Origin of the sequence: Methylobacterium nodulans ORS 2060, from assembly GCF_000022085.1 — a bacterium.
Taxonomy (GTDB): domain Bacteria; phylum Pseudomonadota; class Alphaproteobacteria; order Rhizobiales; family Beijerinckiaceae; genus Methylobacterium; species Methylobacterium nodulans.
The window spans coordinates 251,414-264,351 of sequence record NC_011887.1; the positions used below are offsets into that span (position 1 = coordinate 251,414).

General features: G+C 70.2%; 16 protein-coding genes. 2 read left to right on the forward strand and 14 right to left on the reverse strand.

Features of this window, described 5'->3' with window-relative positions; all coding sequences use genetic code 11:
* The first annotated feature begins 5 nt into the window (after window positions 1–5).
* Window positions 6–659, forward strand: coding sequence for a response regulator transcription factor (locus tag MNOD_RS39570; RefSeq protein ID WP_012631220.1), 654 nt, complete (start codon window positions 6–8; stop codon window positions 657–659).
* Window positions 660–854: 195 nt separating this feature from the next.
* Window positions 855–1,259 (forward strand): lanmodulin LanM, encoded by a 405-nt coding sequence (gene lanM, locus MNOD_RS39575; protein WP_012631221.1) that lies wholly within the window; start codon window positions 855–857, stop codon window positions 1,257–1,259.
* 1,034 nt (window positions 1,260–2,293) lie between these two features.
* Here the strand turns inward: lanM and MNOD_RS39585 are convergent.
* From MNOD_RS39585 to moxJ, 14 genes are all read right to left on the reverse strand, one after another.
* Window positions 2,294–2,650, reverse strand: coding sequence for a hypothetical protein (locus MNOD_RS39585; RefSeq protein ID WP_157091838.1), 357 nt, complete (start codon window positions 2,648–2,650; stop codon window positions 2,294–2,296).
* A gap of 67 nt (window positions 2,651–2,717) precedes the next feature.
* Window positions 2,718–3,353: a response regulator transcription factor gene (locus MNOD_RS39590; protein ID WP_012631223.1), complete on the reverse strand. Its 636-nt coding sequence runs from the start codon at window positions 3,351–3,353 to the stop codon at window positions 2,718–2,720.
* A gap of 62 nt (window positions 3,354–3,415) precedes the next feature.
* Window positions 3,416–3,922 carry a hypothetical protein gene (locus MNOD_RS39595; protein ID WP_012631224.1) on the reverse strand — a complete coding sequence of 169 codons (507 nt, stop codon included), beginning with the start codon at window positions 3,920–3,922 and terminating at the stop codon, window positions 3,416–3,418.
* Entirely contained in the window at window positions 3,919–4,863 is a 945-nt protein-coding gene (locus MNOD_RS39600; RefSeq protein ID WP_012631225.1) for a YncE family protein, read from the reverse strand. The genes MNOD_RS39595 and MNOD_RS39600 overlap by 4 nt, the downstream gene beginning before the upstream one ends.
* Complete coding sequence (locus MNOD_RS39605) at window positions 4,863–5,390, reverse strand: SRPBCC family protein (RefSeq protein ID WP_043754011.1); 528 nt, start codon at window positions 5,388–5,390, stop codon at window positions 4,863–4,865. Before MNOD_RS39605 ends, MNOD_RS39600 begins: the two co-directional genes overlap by 1 nt.
* A 2-nt stretch (window positions 5,391–5,392) precedes the next feature.
* The gene (locus tag MNOD_RS49775; RefSeq protein ID WP_012631227.1) at window positions 5,393–6,397 is read right to left on the reverse strand and encodes a vWA domain-containing protein; all 1,005 of its coding nucleotides are present in this window, start codon (window positions 6,395–6,397) and stop codon (window positions 5,393–5,395) included.
* On the reverse strand, window positions 6,394–6,999 hold the full coding sequence (locus MNOD_RS49780) for a hypothetical protein (protein WP_012631228.1): 606 nt from the start codon (window positions 6,997–6,999) through the stop codon (window positions 6,394–6,396). The genes MNOD_RS49775 and MNOD_RS49780 overlap by 4 nt, the downstream gene beginning before the upstream one ends.
* Window positions 6,996–8,057, reverse strand: a complete 1,062-nt coding sequence (locus MNOD_RS39620) for a vWA domain-containing protein (RefSeq protein WP_012631229.1) — start codon at window positions 8,055–8,057, stop codon at window positions 6,996–6,998. Before MNOD_RS39620 ends, MNOD_RS49780 begins: the two co-directional genes overlap by 4 nt.
* A complete protein-coding gene (locus MNOD_RS39625; protein WP_012631230.1) occupies window positions 8,054–9,001 on the reverse strand; it encodes a hypothetical protein in 948 nt (315 codons plus the stop codon). The genes MNOD_RS39620 and MNOD_RS39625 overlap by 4 nt, the downstream gene beginning before the upstream one ends.
* On the reverse strand, window positions 8,998–9,849 hold the full coding sequence (locus MNOD_RS39630; protein ID WP_012631231.1) for a DUF58 domain-containing protein: 852 nt from the start codon (window positions 9,847–9,849) through the stop codon (window positions 8,998–9,000). Before MNOD_RS39630 ends, MNOD_RS39625 begins: the two co-directional genes overlap by 4 nt.
* Entirely contained in the window at window positions 9,846–10,877 is a 1,032-nt protein-coding gene (locus MNOD_RS39635) for an AAA family ATPase (RefSeq protein WP_012631232.1), read from the reverse strand. The genes MNOD_RS39630 and MNOD_RS39635 overlap by 4 nt, the downstream gene beginning before the upstream one ends.
* A gap of 133 nt (window positions 10,878–11,010) precedes the next feature.
* Window positions 11,011–11,310: a methanol dehydrogenase [cytochrome c] subunit gene (locus tag MNOD_RS39640; RefSeq protein WP_012631233.1), complete on the reverse strand. Its 300-nt coding sequence runs from the start codon at window positions 11,308–11,310 to the stop codon at window positions 11,011–11,013.
* A 93-nt stretch (window positions 11,311–11,403) separates the two neighbouring features.
* Window positions 11,404–12,012: a cytochrome c(L), periplasmic gene (moxG, locus tag MNOD_RS39645; protein ID WP_012631234.1), complete on the reverse strand. Its 609-nt coding sequence runs from the start codon at window positions 12,010–12,012 to the stop codon at window positions 11,404–11,406.
* 62 nt (window positions 12,013–12,074) lie between these two features.
* Complete coding sequence (moxJ, locus tag MNOD_RS39650; RefSeq protein WP_012631235.1) at window positions 12,075–12,920, reverse strand: methanol oxidation system protein MoxJ; 846 nt, start codon at window positions 12,918–12,920, stop codon at window positions 12,075–12,077.
* Window positions 12,921–12,938 lie beyond the last annotated feature (18 nt).

Below are 12,938 nucleotides of genomic sequence, written 5' to 3' on the forward strand. Positions count from 1 at the left end.
CGGTCATGACCGGCGTGCTGATCATCGACGATCGCCCGATCGTTCTCGACACGCTCCGTAGGCTGCTCGCGCCCACGGGCATCACCGTGCACACGACGACCAGTCCGGCCGAGGGTGAACGCCTCGCCCGCGAGTTTGCGCTGACCCTCGTGGTGACGGACCTGGCCTTTCCCGGGACGCCCTTGGGCGGACTAGCGCTGATCCGCCGCCTGCGCAGCCGCCCTCCTGCCCCACGCGTGCTGGTGTTCAGTATGTACGACGAGGCTCCCGTTGCCCGTCAGGCCCTGCAGGCGGGCGCCCTCGGCTACGTCTGCAAGACCGCCGGCCTGGAGGAGTTCGCACAAGCCTATCGCTACGTTCTGAGCGGCAAGGGCTACCTCAATCCCGACCTGGCCTTCGCCCTGGCGGTGCCCCCTCCACCGCCGGCCGATCCGCTCGACCGATTGACCGGGCGCCAGCTGCGCATCCTTCAGCTGTTGGCCGGTGGCCAGACCTACCGCAGGATTGCTGACCTCCTGCTGCTGAGCGTGAAAACCATCGCCAACGAGGTGGCCACCATCGGCCGGCAGGTTCAGGTCCCCGACAAGGCCGGTATGGTCCGTTTCGCGATCCGGTATCGGGATGCCATCGTCGCTAGGCAGGCTGCCGACCTCCCCTGAGCCGCTGCATCAGCGCCCGCGTGCGCCCGGCCCCGTGCGGCTTTGCCGCACTGCAACAGCCCAGCTCAGAGGCGATTGTGCACTGCCGCGGCGTCTGCACCGCTTGCCGCTGCATGATCCGGCGCCCATGTGGACTCCACGTTGCTGGTTGCATGCAGCCGGGACGCGATGCGTCCCCAACGACAGGAGCTATCGATGACCTCCGCCCTGCGGACAGCTGCCGTCCTCACCGCCATGCTGGGCCTGATGCCCGCCGCGCCGGTCCTCGCCGCCAGCCCGGCGGCAGCGATCAAGGCAATGGATCCCGACAACGACGGCACCCTCGATCTCGCCGAGGTAAAAGCAGCCGCCACGGCGCTGTTCGCTGCGCTTGATCCGGACAAGGACGGGACCCTGGATGCCAAGGAGCTGAAGGGCCGTGTCTCGGCCAAGCAGCTCAAGGCGCTTGATCCGGACAAGGACGGCACGCTGGACCAGGCCGAGTACCTCGCCCTGGTCGAGGCGGCCTTCCAGGCTGCCAATCCTGACGGCGACGGCACCGTCGATGCCAAGGAGCTGTCGACCAGCAAGGGTAAGGCGTTGCTGAAGCTCATCCAGTAAGTCCAGTAAGCATCGTCTCGCGCGATGGTGCCGGGTTGCTCGACTGACGGTCCGGCATCGCGTCCTCGGCTCCATCGCTGAGCCTGCCGACTGACGCGTGCAAGCGCGCCAGAGCTATGCCGCATGCAGCGCTACGGCTTGGCCGTAGCGCTTGCTACTTTCGAAGACCCTCCGCCACGCATGGGCGTCGGTTTTTCGCCGCTTCTTCATCCATGCCACCCCCCGCCACTCGATTGGCCAACGACGAGCTAAGAGATCTAAGCGCATCACGGCGACATTTCCGCCGTTCCATATGATAAATTATTTATTATTTTAGTAACGCGCTGATGGTTGAAATATAAAAATACAGTTTTCAGAAATATAGAACATCAAGAAGCTATATAATGAAAACAAGTATGCAGCTCTGGCACTCTCATCCTTGCTTATGCTAATATGCAATCCTTCACTATCGTATAATATTCGCCTGTCCGCGCTGTATCCTCACTATGGAAGGCGGCCTATGTCCGGTGAGGAGTTTGACCGTTATGCAGGAGCCGGGATCCTGTCCTGCCAGGGCAAGACTCAGGCAGTCTGCATCTTGGCATTCAACCTGGAGCAGATGCCCTTCACATCACAGACGATTGGGCGATCTTGGGATTGCGCCGGAGCGTCGAAACCGCAGCACCGCAACCTCTTCCAGATGCAAGGACCCTTCCAACCGGTACCGAGCGAATTCCTGTGACCATGGTTTCACCAGCTGGACACGAGAACTACAATGGACCAAACAACCGTGAAGACTGTGCCATCCGGCAGATCGACCCGCCTGGCGTAGATGGTATTGGACAGCCGCGGCACGGCTGCAACGACGGCTATGGAGGTTCCGGGTCGGACCTCTTCAATGCATCTGTCGTTTAGTTGCATTACAGAGCGCATCTCTTTCTATGAACTCGCGTCGTGAATTCGATGTCGATTTCCACTGCGGATCTTCCCTTTTGTTCGAGGGTAAGATTTTGCAAGCTCTCCAAGAGACGGCAGCAGGCGATAGAGATTAACCCTTATTTAGGAATTAGCAGACCGGGAATTACATTACCTTCTTTTCCAAATTTTTCGTGAGCCAGTTTGCAGTTTATCTGGCGATTTTCTTTGTACTTCTCGGTGTATCTCATAGACTTGATCACATATGCCCCACTCGAAAGGGCCTCAAGATCGATGCCAAGGCTCATCATCACTTGCCGGAACCGATCATAATCGGGCTTGTCATCCGGGCAATCCTCGGCAACGAACCGCACGAGGCCCGAGAGCTTGATGGCGGCGTCACTCATCGCGGAACTCGGCCCGAGTGATTCCCCTGCGACTGTAGTGACAGTTGTCAAAAAGCCAAATATCAAGACTGTTATGGCGAGCCGCACCACGAAATCATCTCCCTGTTTAGATATGTCGCAGATTGAAGTGCCTTGAATCGGACCTTTTCACTCGGGATCAGCTCTGGCTGTGGTGCCTGATTGCAAGGCGGATTAGTTCAGAAAGACTCTCGGCTCCGAGCTTGCGCCGCATGCTGGAGCACGTATTAGCCACCGTCTTATAACTCAGACTGAGGTATTTGGCGATCATTTCGTAAGATTTACCTCGCGAAAGAAGCAAGAAGATTTGCAACTCTCGTCCGGTGAGGGCCAAGAGCGGACTCACTCGCTGGCTGCTCTGGAGGATTGCCACCTTCATTGCGAGGCGATGATCGATGTAAGGCTCGCCGGCCTGGACCCGTGCGACGGCAGTGGCAAAGTCGACCGAGGGAGTATCTTTGAGAAGATAGCCGATCGCGCCGCCCTCCAGCGCGCGGGCGACGATCACCGGGTCGTCATGCATGCTGAACACGAGGATGCGAGTCGCCGGTTCGAGCGCGCGGATCCGCCGGATCAGCGAGAGACCGGTGAGGCCACTGTCCTGGAAAGTCAGGTCGGCCACCACCAGGCCGGGCCGGTTGCGGTAGAAGCTCTGGTAGCCCTCCTCCACGCCGGTGGCGACGTGGATCGTCGCGAGCCCGGCATCCTCCAGGACAACCCGGCACCCCTGCAGGACCACGGGATGATCGTCGATGATCAGAACGCTCCCGGACATGTTCACCTCCCGCTGCCGCGCTGTTCGGTTGGAGCGCATTCGGGTTGGCGTGGCGGCCATCATCACGGCTGCTTCAGGCTCTGGGGTGCGTACTTGGTGCTGAGACGATCCACTGCGTCTCGATGTGCCGCTCCCGCAATCCTCGTGTTGACGTAGTGCTGGCCCAGCGAGCCGTAGAGCTGACGGGCGCCGGCCGCGGCGGCGATCCCCATGAGGCCGTCGAGGATCGGCTCGGCCTCTCCGGGCAAGCCGGCGGCGTGCAGCATGTCGAGCACCTGTGCGGTGCGGTTGGCGATCATTCGGGGATCCTTGATGAAGCGCGGCGCGGCCCGCGCCAGCGCCGCGCGCAGCCGGGCCACGGCCGGATCCTTCGCCGGTACCAACCGGCCCGCCGCGCGGGCGGCGAGCCAGAGCGCCGGATCCGTGCGGTCGTCGGGCGCGAGCCACGCCGGCATCGCCCCCGCATCGTGGCGGGCGACCACCGTGGCCGGCTGCGAGCCCCCCTCCCCTGCCTCGCCGCAGGCGGACAAGAGCAGGCAGGCCGCGGCGAGCTGCGCCCCGCGTCTCACGGCGCGCCCGCGAGGCTGCGTGGCCCCTCCGCCAGGCCGAGGCGCGCGACCTCACGGCGCGCGGCCGGATCGACGAGCGAGAGATCCCCCGAGAACCAGTTGGCCACGGCGACCCGATCCGCCGCCACGGCGAGCACGCCCTCGGGATAGCGGCCCACTGCCACCTCGCCGGCGACCGCGAGCGTCGCCGCGTCCACGATCGAGACCGTCCCGGCCTGCTGGTTGCTGACTACGACGAAGCGTCCGTCCGGCGTCGGCGCGACACCGTAGGGCATCGGCCCGACCGCGACGGTGGCGAGCGGGCGGAGCGTGCCCGTGTCGATGACGGTCAGGTCGCGGCTGCGCACGTTGGCGACGTAGAGGCGCGTTTCGTCCGGGCTGAGCGCGAGGGCAAAGGGGCCCTCCCCCGTCGGAACGGCACCGAGGACCCGCAGCGCGCGGGCGTCGATGACCACGACGCGGCGCTGCTCGCGCTCGGCCACGTAGAGGCGCCCGCCAGCCCGGTCGAGGACGAGGCCCGCTGGATCCTGCACCGGGACCGGGGCTCCGACCGGGGCGCCGGTGCGCGCGTCGAGCCGCGCCACCTCGTGCCGGACCCAGTCCCCCACGAACAGGACATCCCCGGCCGGCGCCACCGCGATCCCGAAGGGAGTCCCCGCATGGGGCAGCCGCGCCACCACACGCCCGGCTGCCGCGTCAATCACGCTGATCAGGCGATGGTCCGGATGGGTGACGTAGAGCCGCCCGTCCGGCCCCGGCGCAATCCCGGCCGGTCCGGGTCCGACCGGGATCATCGCGGCGACACGCCCGGCCGCCACGTCGATGCGCGTCACCACCCCGCCTTCCTGGCTCACCACATAGGCATCCCCGGCCTGGGCCGGCGCGGCGGCGGGCGTGCCCGCGAGGAGCGCGACAACGGGGGCGGCGAAGCGCCGGCCCATCACGAGCCGCCCTCGACCTTGGCCTTCAGGCCCGCGAGGCCGGTCTCGAAATAAGCCTTCATGGCGGCGCGCCCGGCCGCGTCGTTCAGCTCCTCGGGCGGCTCGTTGCCGGTGTCGCCCCGGTAGAAGCGGCCGAACCACGCCACCCGCGACCCCGCCCCGTCCGGCGTCACCGCGATGGTGGCGGAGTAGGAGGAGACCGGCAGCGCCGCGAGGTCCGGCTCGGACAGGCGGTAGGAGTAGGTCATCCGCCCCGCATCGTACTCGTCGAGGCTCTCCCGCAGCACGCCGCCCCGCTTGAGCGTGACCGCGCGGGTGGCGCCGTTCGCGGTCCCGCCCGATCCCTCGCTCGTCACCACCGCCGGGTGCCAGCCGCCGATCCCCCCGAAATCGCCGAGGACGGCCCAGACCTTCTGCGGCGGCGCCGCGATGGCCGTGGAGGCCTCGATCTTCTGCGGCGTCGGCCCGTGGGCCGGAGCCAGGGTCGCGAGAAGACCAAGGATCAGGGCTGCTCCGAACAGACGCATGCTCATACCTTTCCGTACTGAAGGCGCCGCCGATCGCGCCACGGCAGCAGGCCGTACAGGGCGACGAGGCAGGCAAGCGCGAGGGCGCCCGGGATCGGGCGCAGGTCGACGACGGCCCGGACCGGCCGGGGCGTCGCAGCGGCAGTGACCGGCTCCGCGAGCCCGTCCGGCCCGGCGAGATGCGCGTAGGCGAGGCCGGTCTCCCCGGCGAGGCGCCGCAGATAGGCTTCGCGCACCGAGGAGAGGTGCTCGCTGCCCTCCGCCGGCAGGGCGCCGTAGGGCGCGTTGCGGGGATTGTAGCCCTCCCGCGTCTCGGCATCCGGCGGCGGCGGGCCGAAGCGGTTCTCGTGCGGGACGTCGCCGGGGCCGTAGAAGCCCGTCTCGCGCCCCCGGTCGTCGTAGCGGGGGATCGGCGACAGGCCGTAGCCCCCCGTCCCCAGGATCACGCCGCGCACCGCGCCTGCCCGGCCCTCGAAGGGCGGCGGGCCGCCCGCCGGCAGGGGCGGCGCCTCGTGCCCGTCGGTGACGAAGGCGAGATCGCTGCCGAGTTCGCCCGCGAGCGCGATCGCCCGGTGGAGCCCGGCGGCGATCCGGCTGTCCCCGTCCCAGGCCATGCGCCAGTCGAGACCCGCGATGGCGCCGTCGAGCGGCGCGAAATCGGCGCAGACCTCGACCGGCTCGAACAGCAGGAAGACCCGCCGCTCGCTGAACAGGGCAAGGCCAAGGCGCGAGCCGCAGGGCAGGTCCGCCGCCATCCACCGCAGGGCGGCCTTAGTGATCTCCAGGCGGCTCGCCGGCCGGCCGTCCCGTGCATAGTCGCGGGTGTTCATGCTCCCGGTGATATCCACCACCACCAGCGCCTCGACCCGGCTGCGGGTCAGCGCGACGGGCGGCATCGCGAGAGCGAGGCCGGTGAGCAGGGCCGCCCCGGCGAGCAGCCGGCCGTGCGGGTCGCTGCGCAGGCGGCGAAGGCCGGCGCGCAGGATAGCTGCGAGGCGCCCGGTCACGGCAGCCCCCGTGGCTGGCCCGGAATGTCGGTCCAGATCTTCCTGGGATCGGCCGGCATCTCCTCGCCCTCGGTGCGGCCGCGTTCGGGAAAGTCCCGGACGAGGCGCGACGCGACGTCGAGGTTGTACTTGGCGTCCCAGTCGTCGGGTCGCAGCGTGAGCGCCCGGCGATAGGCCTCGCGGGCGAGGACGACGAGCGGGCCGGCCTTCTCGAGGTCCCCGGCCTCCAGCCGGCCGAAGGCCTGCCGCAGGCGGGCATCGCCCAGCACGCGCCGGGCCTCGCCCCGGAGCCGGGCCGGGCCGCGCCGGTCGAGGGCGTCGGTGAGCGGCTCGGCTTCCTCGAACCGCTCGCGCCGGGCCAGGAAGCGGATGCGGGCGAGCAGCACCTCGGGCAGCGCACCGGACGCAACGGCCGCGTCCTTGCCGGCCTCCAGGGCCGCGATGGTGCGGTTGGCGGCAATGTCTCGCCACGCGAGGGCGACCGCGCCGAGCGCCGCCGCCGCCAGCAGGCCGGGGAGCACCAGCAGGAGGGGGGAGCGCAGGCGCAGCCAGATCGGCCGGAGCCCCGGCCGCCGGGCAGCTGGGAAGCCGGAAGCGATCATGCGACACGCCTCGCGTCGGCTGGAGCCGATCCGGCGCGCACGACATCGGCTGCGTCCGACGCCCGGCAGGGAGCGGCGAGATCCGCCTCGATCAGCTTGGCGAGCAGCAGGATCCCGATGCAGAGGCCGGCGAGCCCGTAGGCGAGCCCGGTCAGGTCGCGCCGCGGCCGCTCCTCGACGAGGGCGATCGGGTGGCGTTCGAGGCGGTCGATCTCGCGGATCGCCTCCTCCACCGCCTGAGGGCTCTCCGCCTCGAAGGCGCGGTAGGGCACGCCGAGGCCGCGGAAGAACAGGTCGAGGTGGCGCTCGGGCGCGGCTTGAGGCGTGTCCTCGCCGGAGGGCCGGTCGGCGAGCCCGGGCGAGCCCGCCGTGCGCAGGAACAGCCAGTAGAGGGTCGGGCGCAGCTGCGCGAAGGCGGCGCGCAGCGTGTCCTGCGTCCGGCGGTCGATCACGGCGGCCCCGTCGGAGACGAGGAGCAGCACACGCCCGGTGCTCGCGCCGGCACCGAACTGGGACAGGGCGAGGCCGAGGCCCCGCGCGACGTTGGTGGCGTCGAGCCCCGGCCGGTCGATGGCGCGGATCGCGGCCCGCACCGCCTCGGAGCGGTCGGTCATCGGCAGCACGGCGATCGGCGCCGTCGAGAAGACCGAGACCGCGACCTGGTCGTGCGGGCGCCGGCCGACGAACTCGGCCAGCAGCCGGCGCGAGGCCGCCGCCTTCGACTCCTCCGCACCGGAGGGCTGCCGGCCGGCGAAGCTCTCGTTCATGCTGCCGCTGCGGTCGATGAGGAGCGAGACCTGGGCGCCCGTGCCGGTGCGGTGGATCCGCTCGCCGCGCAGGAACGGCCCCGCTACGGCGACGAGCGTGAAGCCGATCGCCCCGATGCCGGCGAGCGTGAGGCCAAGCCCGATCGCGCGCGACAGGCCGTCGGCTGGCACCATCGCGGCGGCGGGCAGCGGGTGCCGGCGCAGCGCCGGGCCGAGGAGCGGCAGCAGGGCGAGCGGCAGCAGCCAGAGCAGGTCGGGCGTCGTCGCAGCGAGGCGGGCGAGGAGGCTCATGCGGGCCGCTCCGCAATGCGCTCCACGGCGGCGAGCCGGCGCGCCACGGTCTCGGCCTCGGCGAGGGGCCAGGCCGCCCGCGCGCCGGCCGGGTCCCGCCCGAAGAAGGTCTCGCGCGAAGCCTGGAAGAACCGCGCCAGCGGCTGCGCCAGCGGCCGGTAGACGGGGTGGCGGTCCAGGAAGGCGCCGAGATCATCGGCGAGCACCCGGCGCCCGGCGGTCCGGTCGAGGCCCCGGTGCAGGGCGAGGAGCGCGCCGCGATAGGCGGCGTCCGGGTCCGGCGAGCGGGCGAGGCGGCGCAGCTGCCGCAGGGCGGCCGCGAAGGCGCGGGCCGGGCGGCGGCGAAAGAGCCACCACGCCCGGTCATGGGCCAGGAGGCCGAGGGCGGCGAGCGCGAGGGCGGAGAGGCCGAGGGCCGCAACGGTAGCGGGCCCCGGATCACGGCGCGGCGCGGGCGCCTGCGGGCGCATGTGATCGGCGGGATCATCCACCGGCGCCGGCTGCACCTCGCGCAGGGGCGAGACGCCGACCGGCCAGCCCGGCACCTCGGCGCTCGCCGTGGTGAGCGCGGCGGCTGTCTGTGCCGCAAAGGTGACCGGGAAGCCCGGCACTTCGAGCTTGCGCGCGTCGAGGGCGACGTAGAAGGTCTGGTAGGTCAGCGTCAGGCGCCAGCGGCGCTCGCCGTCCTTCACGGGGCCGGCCGTGACCGCGACCGCGCGCAGGTCGAGCCAGCGGGTCAGGGGCCCGGGCTTCGGCAGCGACGCCGGTTCGAGAGAGAGGCCGTCCGCGACGGCGATCTCGACCTCTGCGGTGAACAGGTCGCCAGCGAAAAGCCCGAAGGGCCGCGGGCTGCGCACCACGACGTCGCCGACCTGCGCGGCGGCCGGCGCCGCCGTGAGGATGGCGAGCAGAACGAGGAGCGCGGGGATGGCACGGCCCCTCATGCGGCCGTCCCCAGGAGGTGCCGGGACAACTCATCCGCATCGAGCCGGCCGGCGAGCCGGTAGGGCGGGCGCCCGCGGGCGAGGGCCAGCCGATGCAGCGCCGTGCGGAATGCCGCCTCGCGGGCGAGCCAGCGGGCCTTCAGCGCCGGGCGCATCAGCACCAGCCGCCTTCCGCCGCCTTCGAGGTCGTCGAGGGCGAGGAGACCGAAATCCGGGAGATCCGCCCCCAGCGCATCGTCATCCACCAGGACCGGGACGAGGTCGTGCGGCGCGAGCCGGTCGAACAGCGCCGCCACCTGCGCCTCCGGCATCCGGAAGTCCGAGACCACCAGCACCAGCCGGCGCCGTCCCGCCAGGCGCCCGGCGGCCGCGACCAGCCCGGCGGCTCCGCGGCCGTGCGGGACCACGGCGTCGAGCATCGCGGTGACGCGGGCGGCGGCGCAGCGCCGCCGGGTCGCCGGCAGGGTCACGTCCTCGCGCGGGCCGGCATCGCAGCCGATCAGCCCGAAGGCGTCGCCGATCCGCGTCGCCGAATGCGCCAGCGCGACGCAGAGATCGCACGCGAGGCGCCAGGGCTCGGACCGGCCGCAAAAGCGCATCGAGGCCGAGAGGTCGAGCAGCACCCAGACCTCCACCGCGCGGGGCTGCTCGAACCGCCGCACCATCGTGGTGCCGAACGGGTCGCGCAAGGTGGCGCGCAGGTCGATCCGCCGGGCATCGGGATGGCGCCAGAACGGCACCTGATCGCGAAAAATCCCGGGTCCGCCGGTGTCGCGGGCGCGGTGCGCTCCGGGTCCGGGACCGGCTGCCGGGTCCCGTAGGCGGTAGAGAATGTCGGGTGCGCTCACGGCACCGGCACCGCGGCGAGGACGGCCCGGCAGAGCTCGGGCACGAGGCGCTCGCGGCGCATCTCGTAGACCGGCTCCAGGAAGACCCGGTGCGCCATGGTCTCGAGAAAAACCTCGCGCACGTCCTCCGGCACCAGCATGTCGCGGCCTTCGAGCCAGGCCCGCACCCGCGCCGCCCGGATCAGGAAGGCGATGCCGCGCGGGCTCGCCCCGCCCTGCACCAGCGCCTCCATGGCGATGTCGGGCAGGCGGATCCCCGCCGCGGCCGGATCGAGCAGCGCCGCCCAGAGCGCGACCACGTAGGCTTCGAGGTCGGGGCTGGCGTGGATGCCGTGCTGGATCGCCGCGGCAATCCCCCCGATCGCGGCGTGGTCGAGGATGCCCGGGGCGACCTCGCCGATAAGCCGGTCGGTGTCGTGGAAGCGCGGATCGAAGGCGAGGCGGCGGCGCAGCTCCGGATCGCGGGGCGCCTCGAGGCCGATCTCCATGAGGAAGCGGTCGCGGGCCGCCGCGGGCAGCTCGAAGGTCTCCTCGCGCTCGACGCGATTGCGGTCGGCAAAGACCAGGAGATGCGGGAAGCGGTACTCGCGCTCGAAGGCCTGGACGCTGCGCTCCGCCATCAGCCGCAGCAGCAGGGCATGGACCTGTGGCCGCGCCCGGTTGATCTCGTTGAAGAAGAAGACCGAGAGATCCTCCGCCCGGCGCAGCACGGGGCCGGGCTCCACCCGCGGACGGCCATCATCAGCCAGGAAGGTGTGATAGATCAGGTCGGCCGGCATCAGGTCGACCGTGCCTTCGATGCGCTCGTAGGAGCCGCCGAGCGCCCGCGCCACGGCGCGCAGCAGGGTGGTCTTGCCGACGCCCACATCGCCTTCGAGCAGGACGTGCCCGCGGACGAAGATCGCGATGGTGACAAGGCGGATCGCCCGCTCCTGACCGATCACGGCCTTTCCCACCTCGCGCTCGAAACGCAGGGCGGCCTCGCGCCAGTCGGTCAGCATCGCATCGGCGGGACGGATCTGGTTCATGTCTCAGGACTCCGCGCCCGTCCCGCGGGCGTTGGTCGCGCGCCGGGCGCGTCGCCGTGGGGCGGACGACCGTTGCCCGCCGCCGGCACCCGGCGGCGGGAGGGCGGCAGAGCCTTCTGCCGCCACGCGCGGATTACTGGCTGGCGAGCTTGGTGACGTCGTATTCGAAGCGGCCGGTCCTCTTGAAGGCCTCGACGCGCTTGCGGTTGCGCTCCTCCATCGCCTTGATCGAGTCTGCCTGCTTGTTGAGTTCCTTGGGATCGTGTTTGGGATCGTACTTCGTCCCGGCGATCTTGTCGGGGAAGCCGGGCTTGGGCTCCCAGCAATCGCCTGCGGCTTTGCACTTGGTGCCGTCATAGGCGAGCGCCGGGAGCGCGGTTCCGGCGACGAGCGTTCCGGCAGCGATGGCCGCTGCCGCAAGTGTCATGCGCATCAGGTGTTCCTCCTTGGGTTCGATCGGCGGTTGCTGCCGCCCGTGTCGCGCTGGCGCGCGATCTTCTCGACGCTCCCGGATCAAGTCCGGCGGTCACGACTTGCCGCTCCCGCGGCACATCCCGGGCGGATCGTCCGGGAAAGTCTCGCCGAGCTTGTAGGGCGTGTATGACTTCTTCTGATCCTCGCTCAGCCACTCTGCATCCTGCGCCGGCCCGGTATAGAGATGCCGGACCCAGGCCATGGCCTGGAGGATGTCGTCGAGCGTGAGCGAGAGCGATTGCGGGCCCATCTGAGCCTGGGCGCCGCCGAACACGATCGAGAACAGGCCCGCATCGGTCGTACCCTGCGGATAGGTCCAGTAATTGTCGTTGAGGCCGGGCCCGATCTTGCCCTCGCCGACATGGCCGTGGCAGCCGGAGCAGGCGGCGAGGAAGGTCTGCTCGCCCTTCTTCAGGCAGGAGGCGTCGAACAGGTAGGGATTGCGGCCGCTGGCGAGGAAGCGCTTGACGCCCTCGGTGTCGCGGCCCTCGGGCAGGGCCTCGTTGAGGTCGAGCTTTTCCCCGGTGACGACGCTGCGCAGGTCGACGCTGCTGCTCTGCGCCGTGGCCCGCGGCGACAGGGCACCCGCGAGGGGGCCGAGGGCCGTGATGGTGACGACGAGCCCGAGGCTTGCGCTCAAGGCGGTCCAACGCTTCATCATGCACGCGACTTTCTGGATGACGAGGAGGTGGGTTCGAGGGGCAGGCGCGCTCGCGCGCTCGATCACGAGCCGGTCGGCAGCGTCGGCACGCCTTCCTCCTTCAGGATCGCCTCGATGGCGGGCTTGGCCTTGGCGAGGCCAGCCTCCAGCTCCTTCAGCAGGGTCTCGTCCCCACGGCGCACCCCCATCGACTGGTCGAACTGCATCGTGATCTTCTGGCCGTCGCGGCTTGCGTCATCCGCGATCAGGGTCATGCGCAGGGGCACGGGCGAAGCCTTGACGAAGCGCGCCACCTCCGGCGCGAAGGGCGCTGCAATGGCTGCCTTGCCGGTCGCCACCTCCTCCACGAGGCGGGCCGGTTCGATCTGGGTGTACTGGTTGCGCGGCGAGCGGAAATTCACCAGCGAGTAGAGGTAGGCCATGTCCTCCTCGTAGCGGCCGATGCGCTTGAGCATCGCCTCGCTCGGGGAGCCGAACGGCACCGCCACGTGGCCCACCTGCTTGAGCCGCGGATCGGTCCAGGACGCGACGTCCAGCCCGTCCTGCTGGCGGCTGATGAAGACATAGCCGCTGCGGTAATAGGGCCGCGTGGTCAGCACCCGCGCATCCCCGGTGTCGAGGCCCGCGATCACGTCGCAGAGCTTCTTGTCGAGGAAGTCGCGCACCAGGTAGATCGCCGGCTTGTCCGACCAGACGAACTCCACCTTGCGGTCCATGGCGGCGGCCACGGCGGCCGCGACCTTGTTCTCGAGGCCGCTGCCGTCGCGTAGGGACAGGGGCGGCTGGCTGGCGGCGGCGCAGACGCGCAAGGCCGGCTGGCCGGTGGCGGGCGCTGTAGCCGGGGCGGCGCCCGCGGCTGCGGCCAGCGCCGTCAGGCCGGCGAGCCCGCCGACGAGGGATCTCAGCATGCTCTCAATCCGTGACAA

What these genes read in the sequence shown, in the direction of transcription:
- MNOD_RS39570 (WP_012631220.1), top strand. Translation starts at nt 6, where the DNA reads ATGACCGGCGTGCTGATCATCGACGATCGCCCGATCGTTCTCGACACG.
- lanM (WP_012631221.1), top strand. Translation starts at nt 855, where the DNA reads ATGACCTCCGCCCTGCGGACAGCTGCCGTCCTCACCGCCATGCTGGGC.
- MNOD_RS39590 (WP_012631223.1), bottom strand. Translation starts at nt 3,353, where the DNA reads ATGTCCGGGAGCGTTCTGATCATCGACGATCATCCCGTGGTCCTGCAG.
- MNOD_RS39600 (WP_012631225.1), bottom strand. Translation starts at nt 4,863, where the DNA reads ATGGGCCGGCGCTTCGCCGCCCCCGTTGTCGCGCTCCTCGCGGGCACG.
- MNOD_RS39605 (WP_043754011.1), bottom strand. Translation starts at nt 5,390, where the DNA reads ATGCGTCTGTTCGGAGCAGCCCTGATCCTTGGTCTTCTCGCGACCCTG.
- MNOD_RS49780 (WP_012631228.1), bottom strand. Translation starts at nt 6,999, where the DNA reads ATGATCGCTTCCGGCTTCCCAGCTGCCCGGCGGCCGGGGCTCCGGCCG.
- MNOD_RS39620 (WP_012631229.1), bottom strand. Translation starts at nt 8,057, where the DNA reads ATGAGCCTCCTCGCCCGCCTCGCTGCGACGACGCCCGACCTGCTCTGG.
- MNOD_RS39625 (WP_012631230.1), bottom strand. Translation starts at nt 9,001, where the DNA reads ATGAGGGGCCGTGCCATCCCCGCGCTCCTCGTTCTGCTCGCCATCCTC.
- MNOD_RS39635 (WP_012631232.1), bottom strand. Translation starts at nt 10,877, where the DNA reads ATGAACCAGATCCGTCCCGCCGATGCGATGCTGACCGACTGGCGCGAG.
- MNOD_RS39640 (WP_012631233.1), bottom strand. Translation starts at nt 11,310, where the DNA reads ATGCGCATGACACTTGCGGCAGCGGCCATCGCTGCCGGAACGCTCGTC.
- moxG (WP_012631234.1), bottom strand. Translation starts at nt 12,012, where the DNA reads ATGATGAAGCGTTGGACCGCCTTGAGCGCAAGCCTCGGGCTCGTCGTC.
- moxJ (WP_012631235.1), bottom strand. Translation starts at nt 12,920, where the DNA reads ATGCTGAGATCCCTCGTCGGCGGGCTCGCCGGCCTGACGGCGCTGGCC.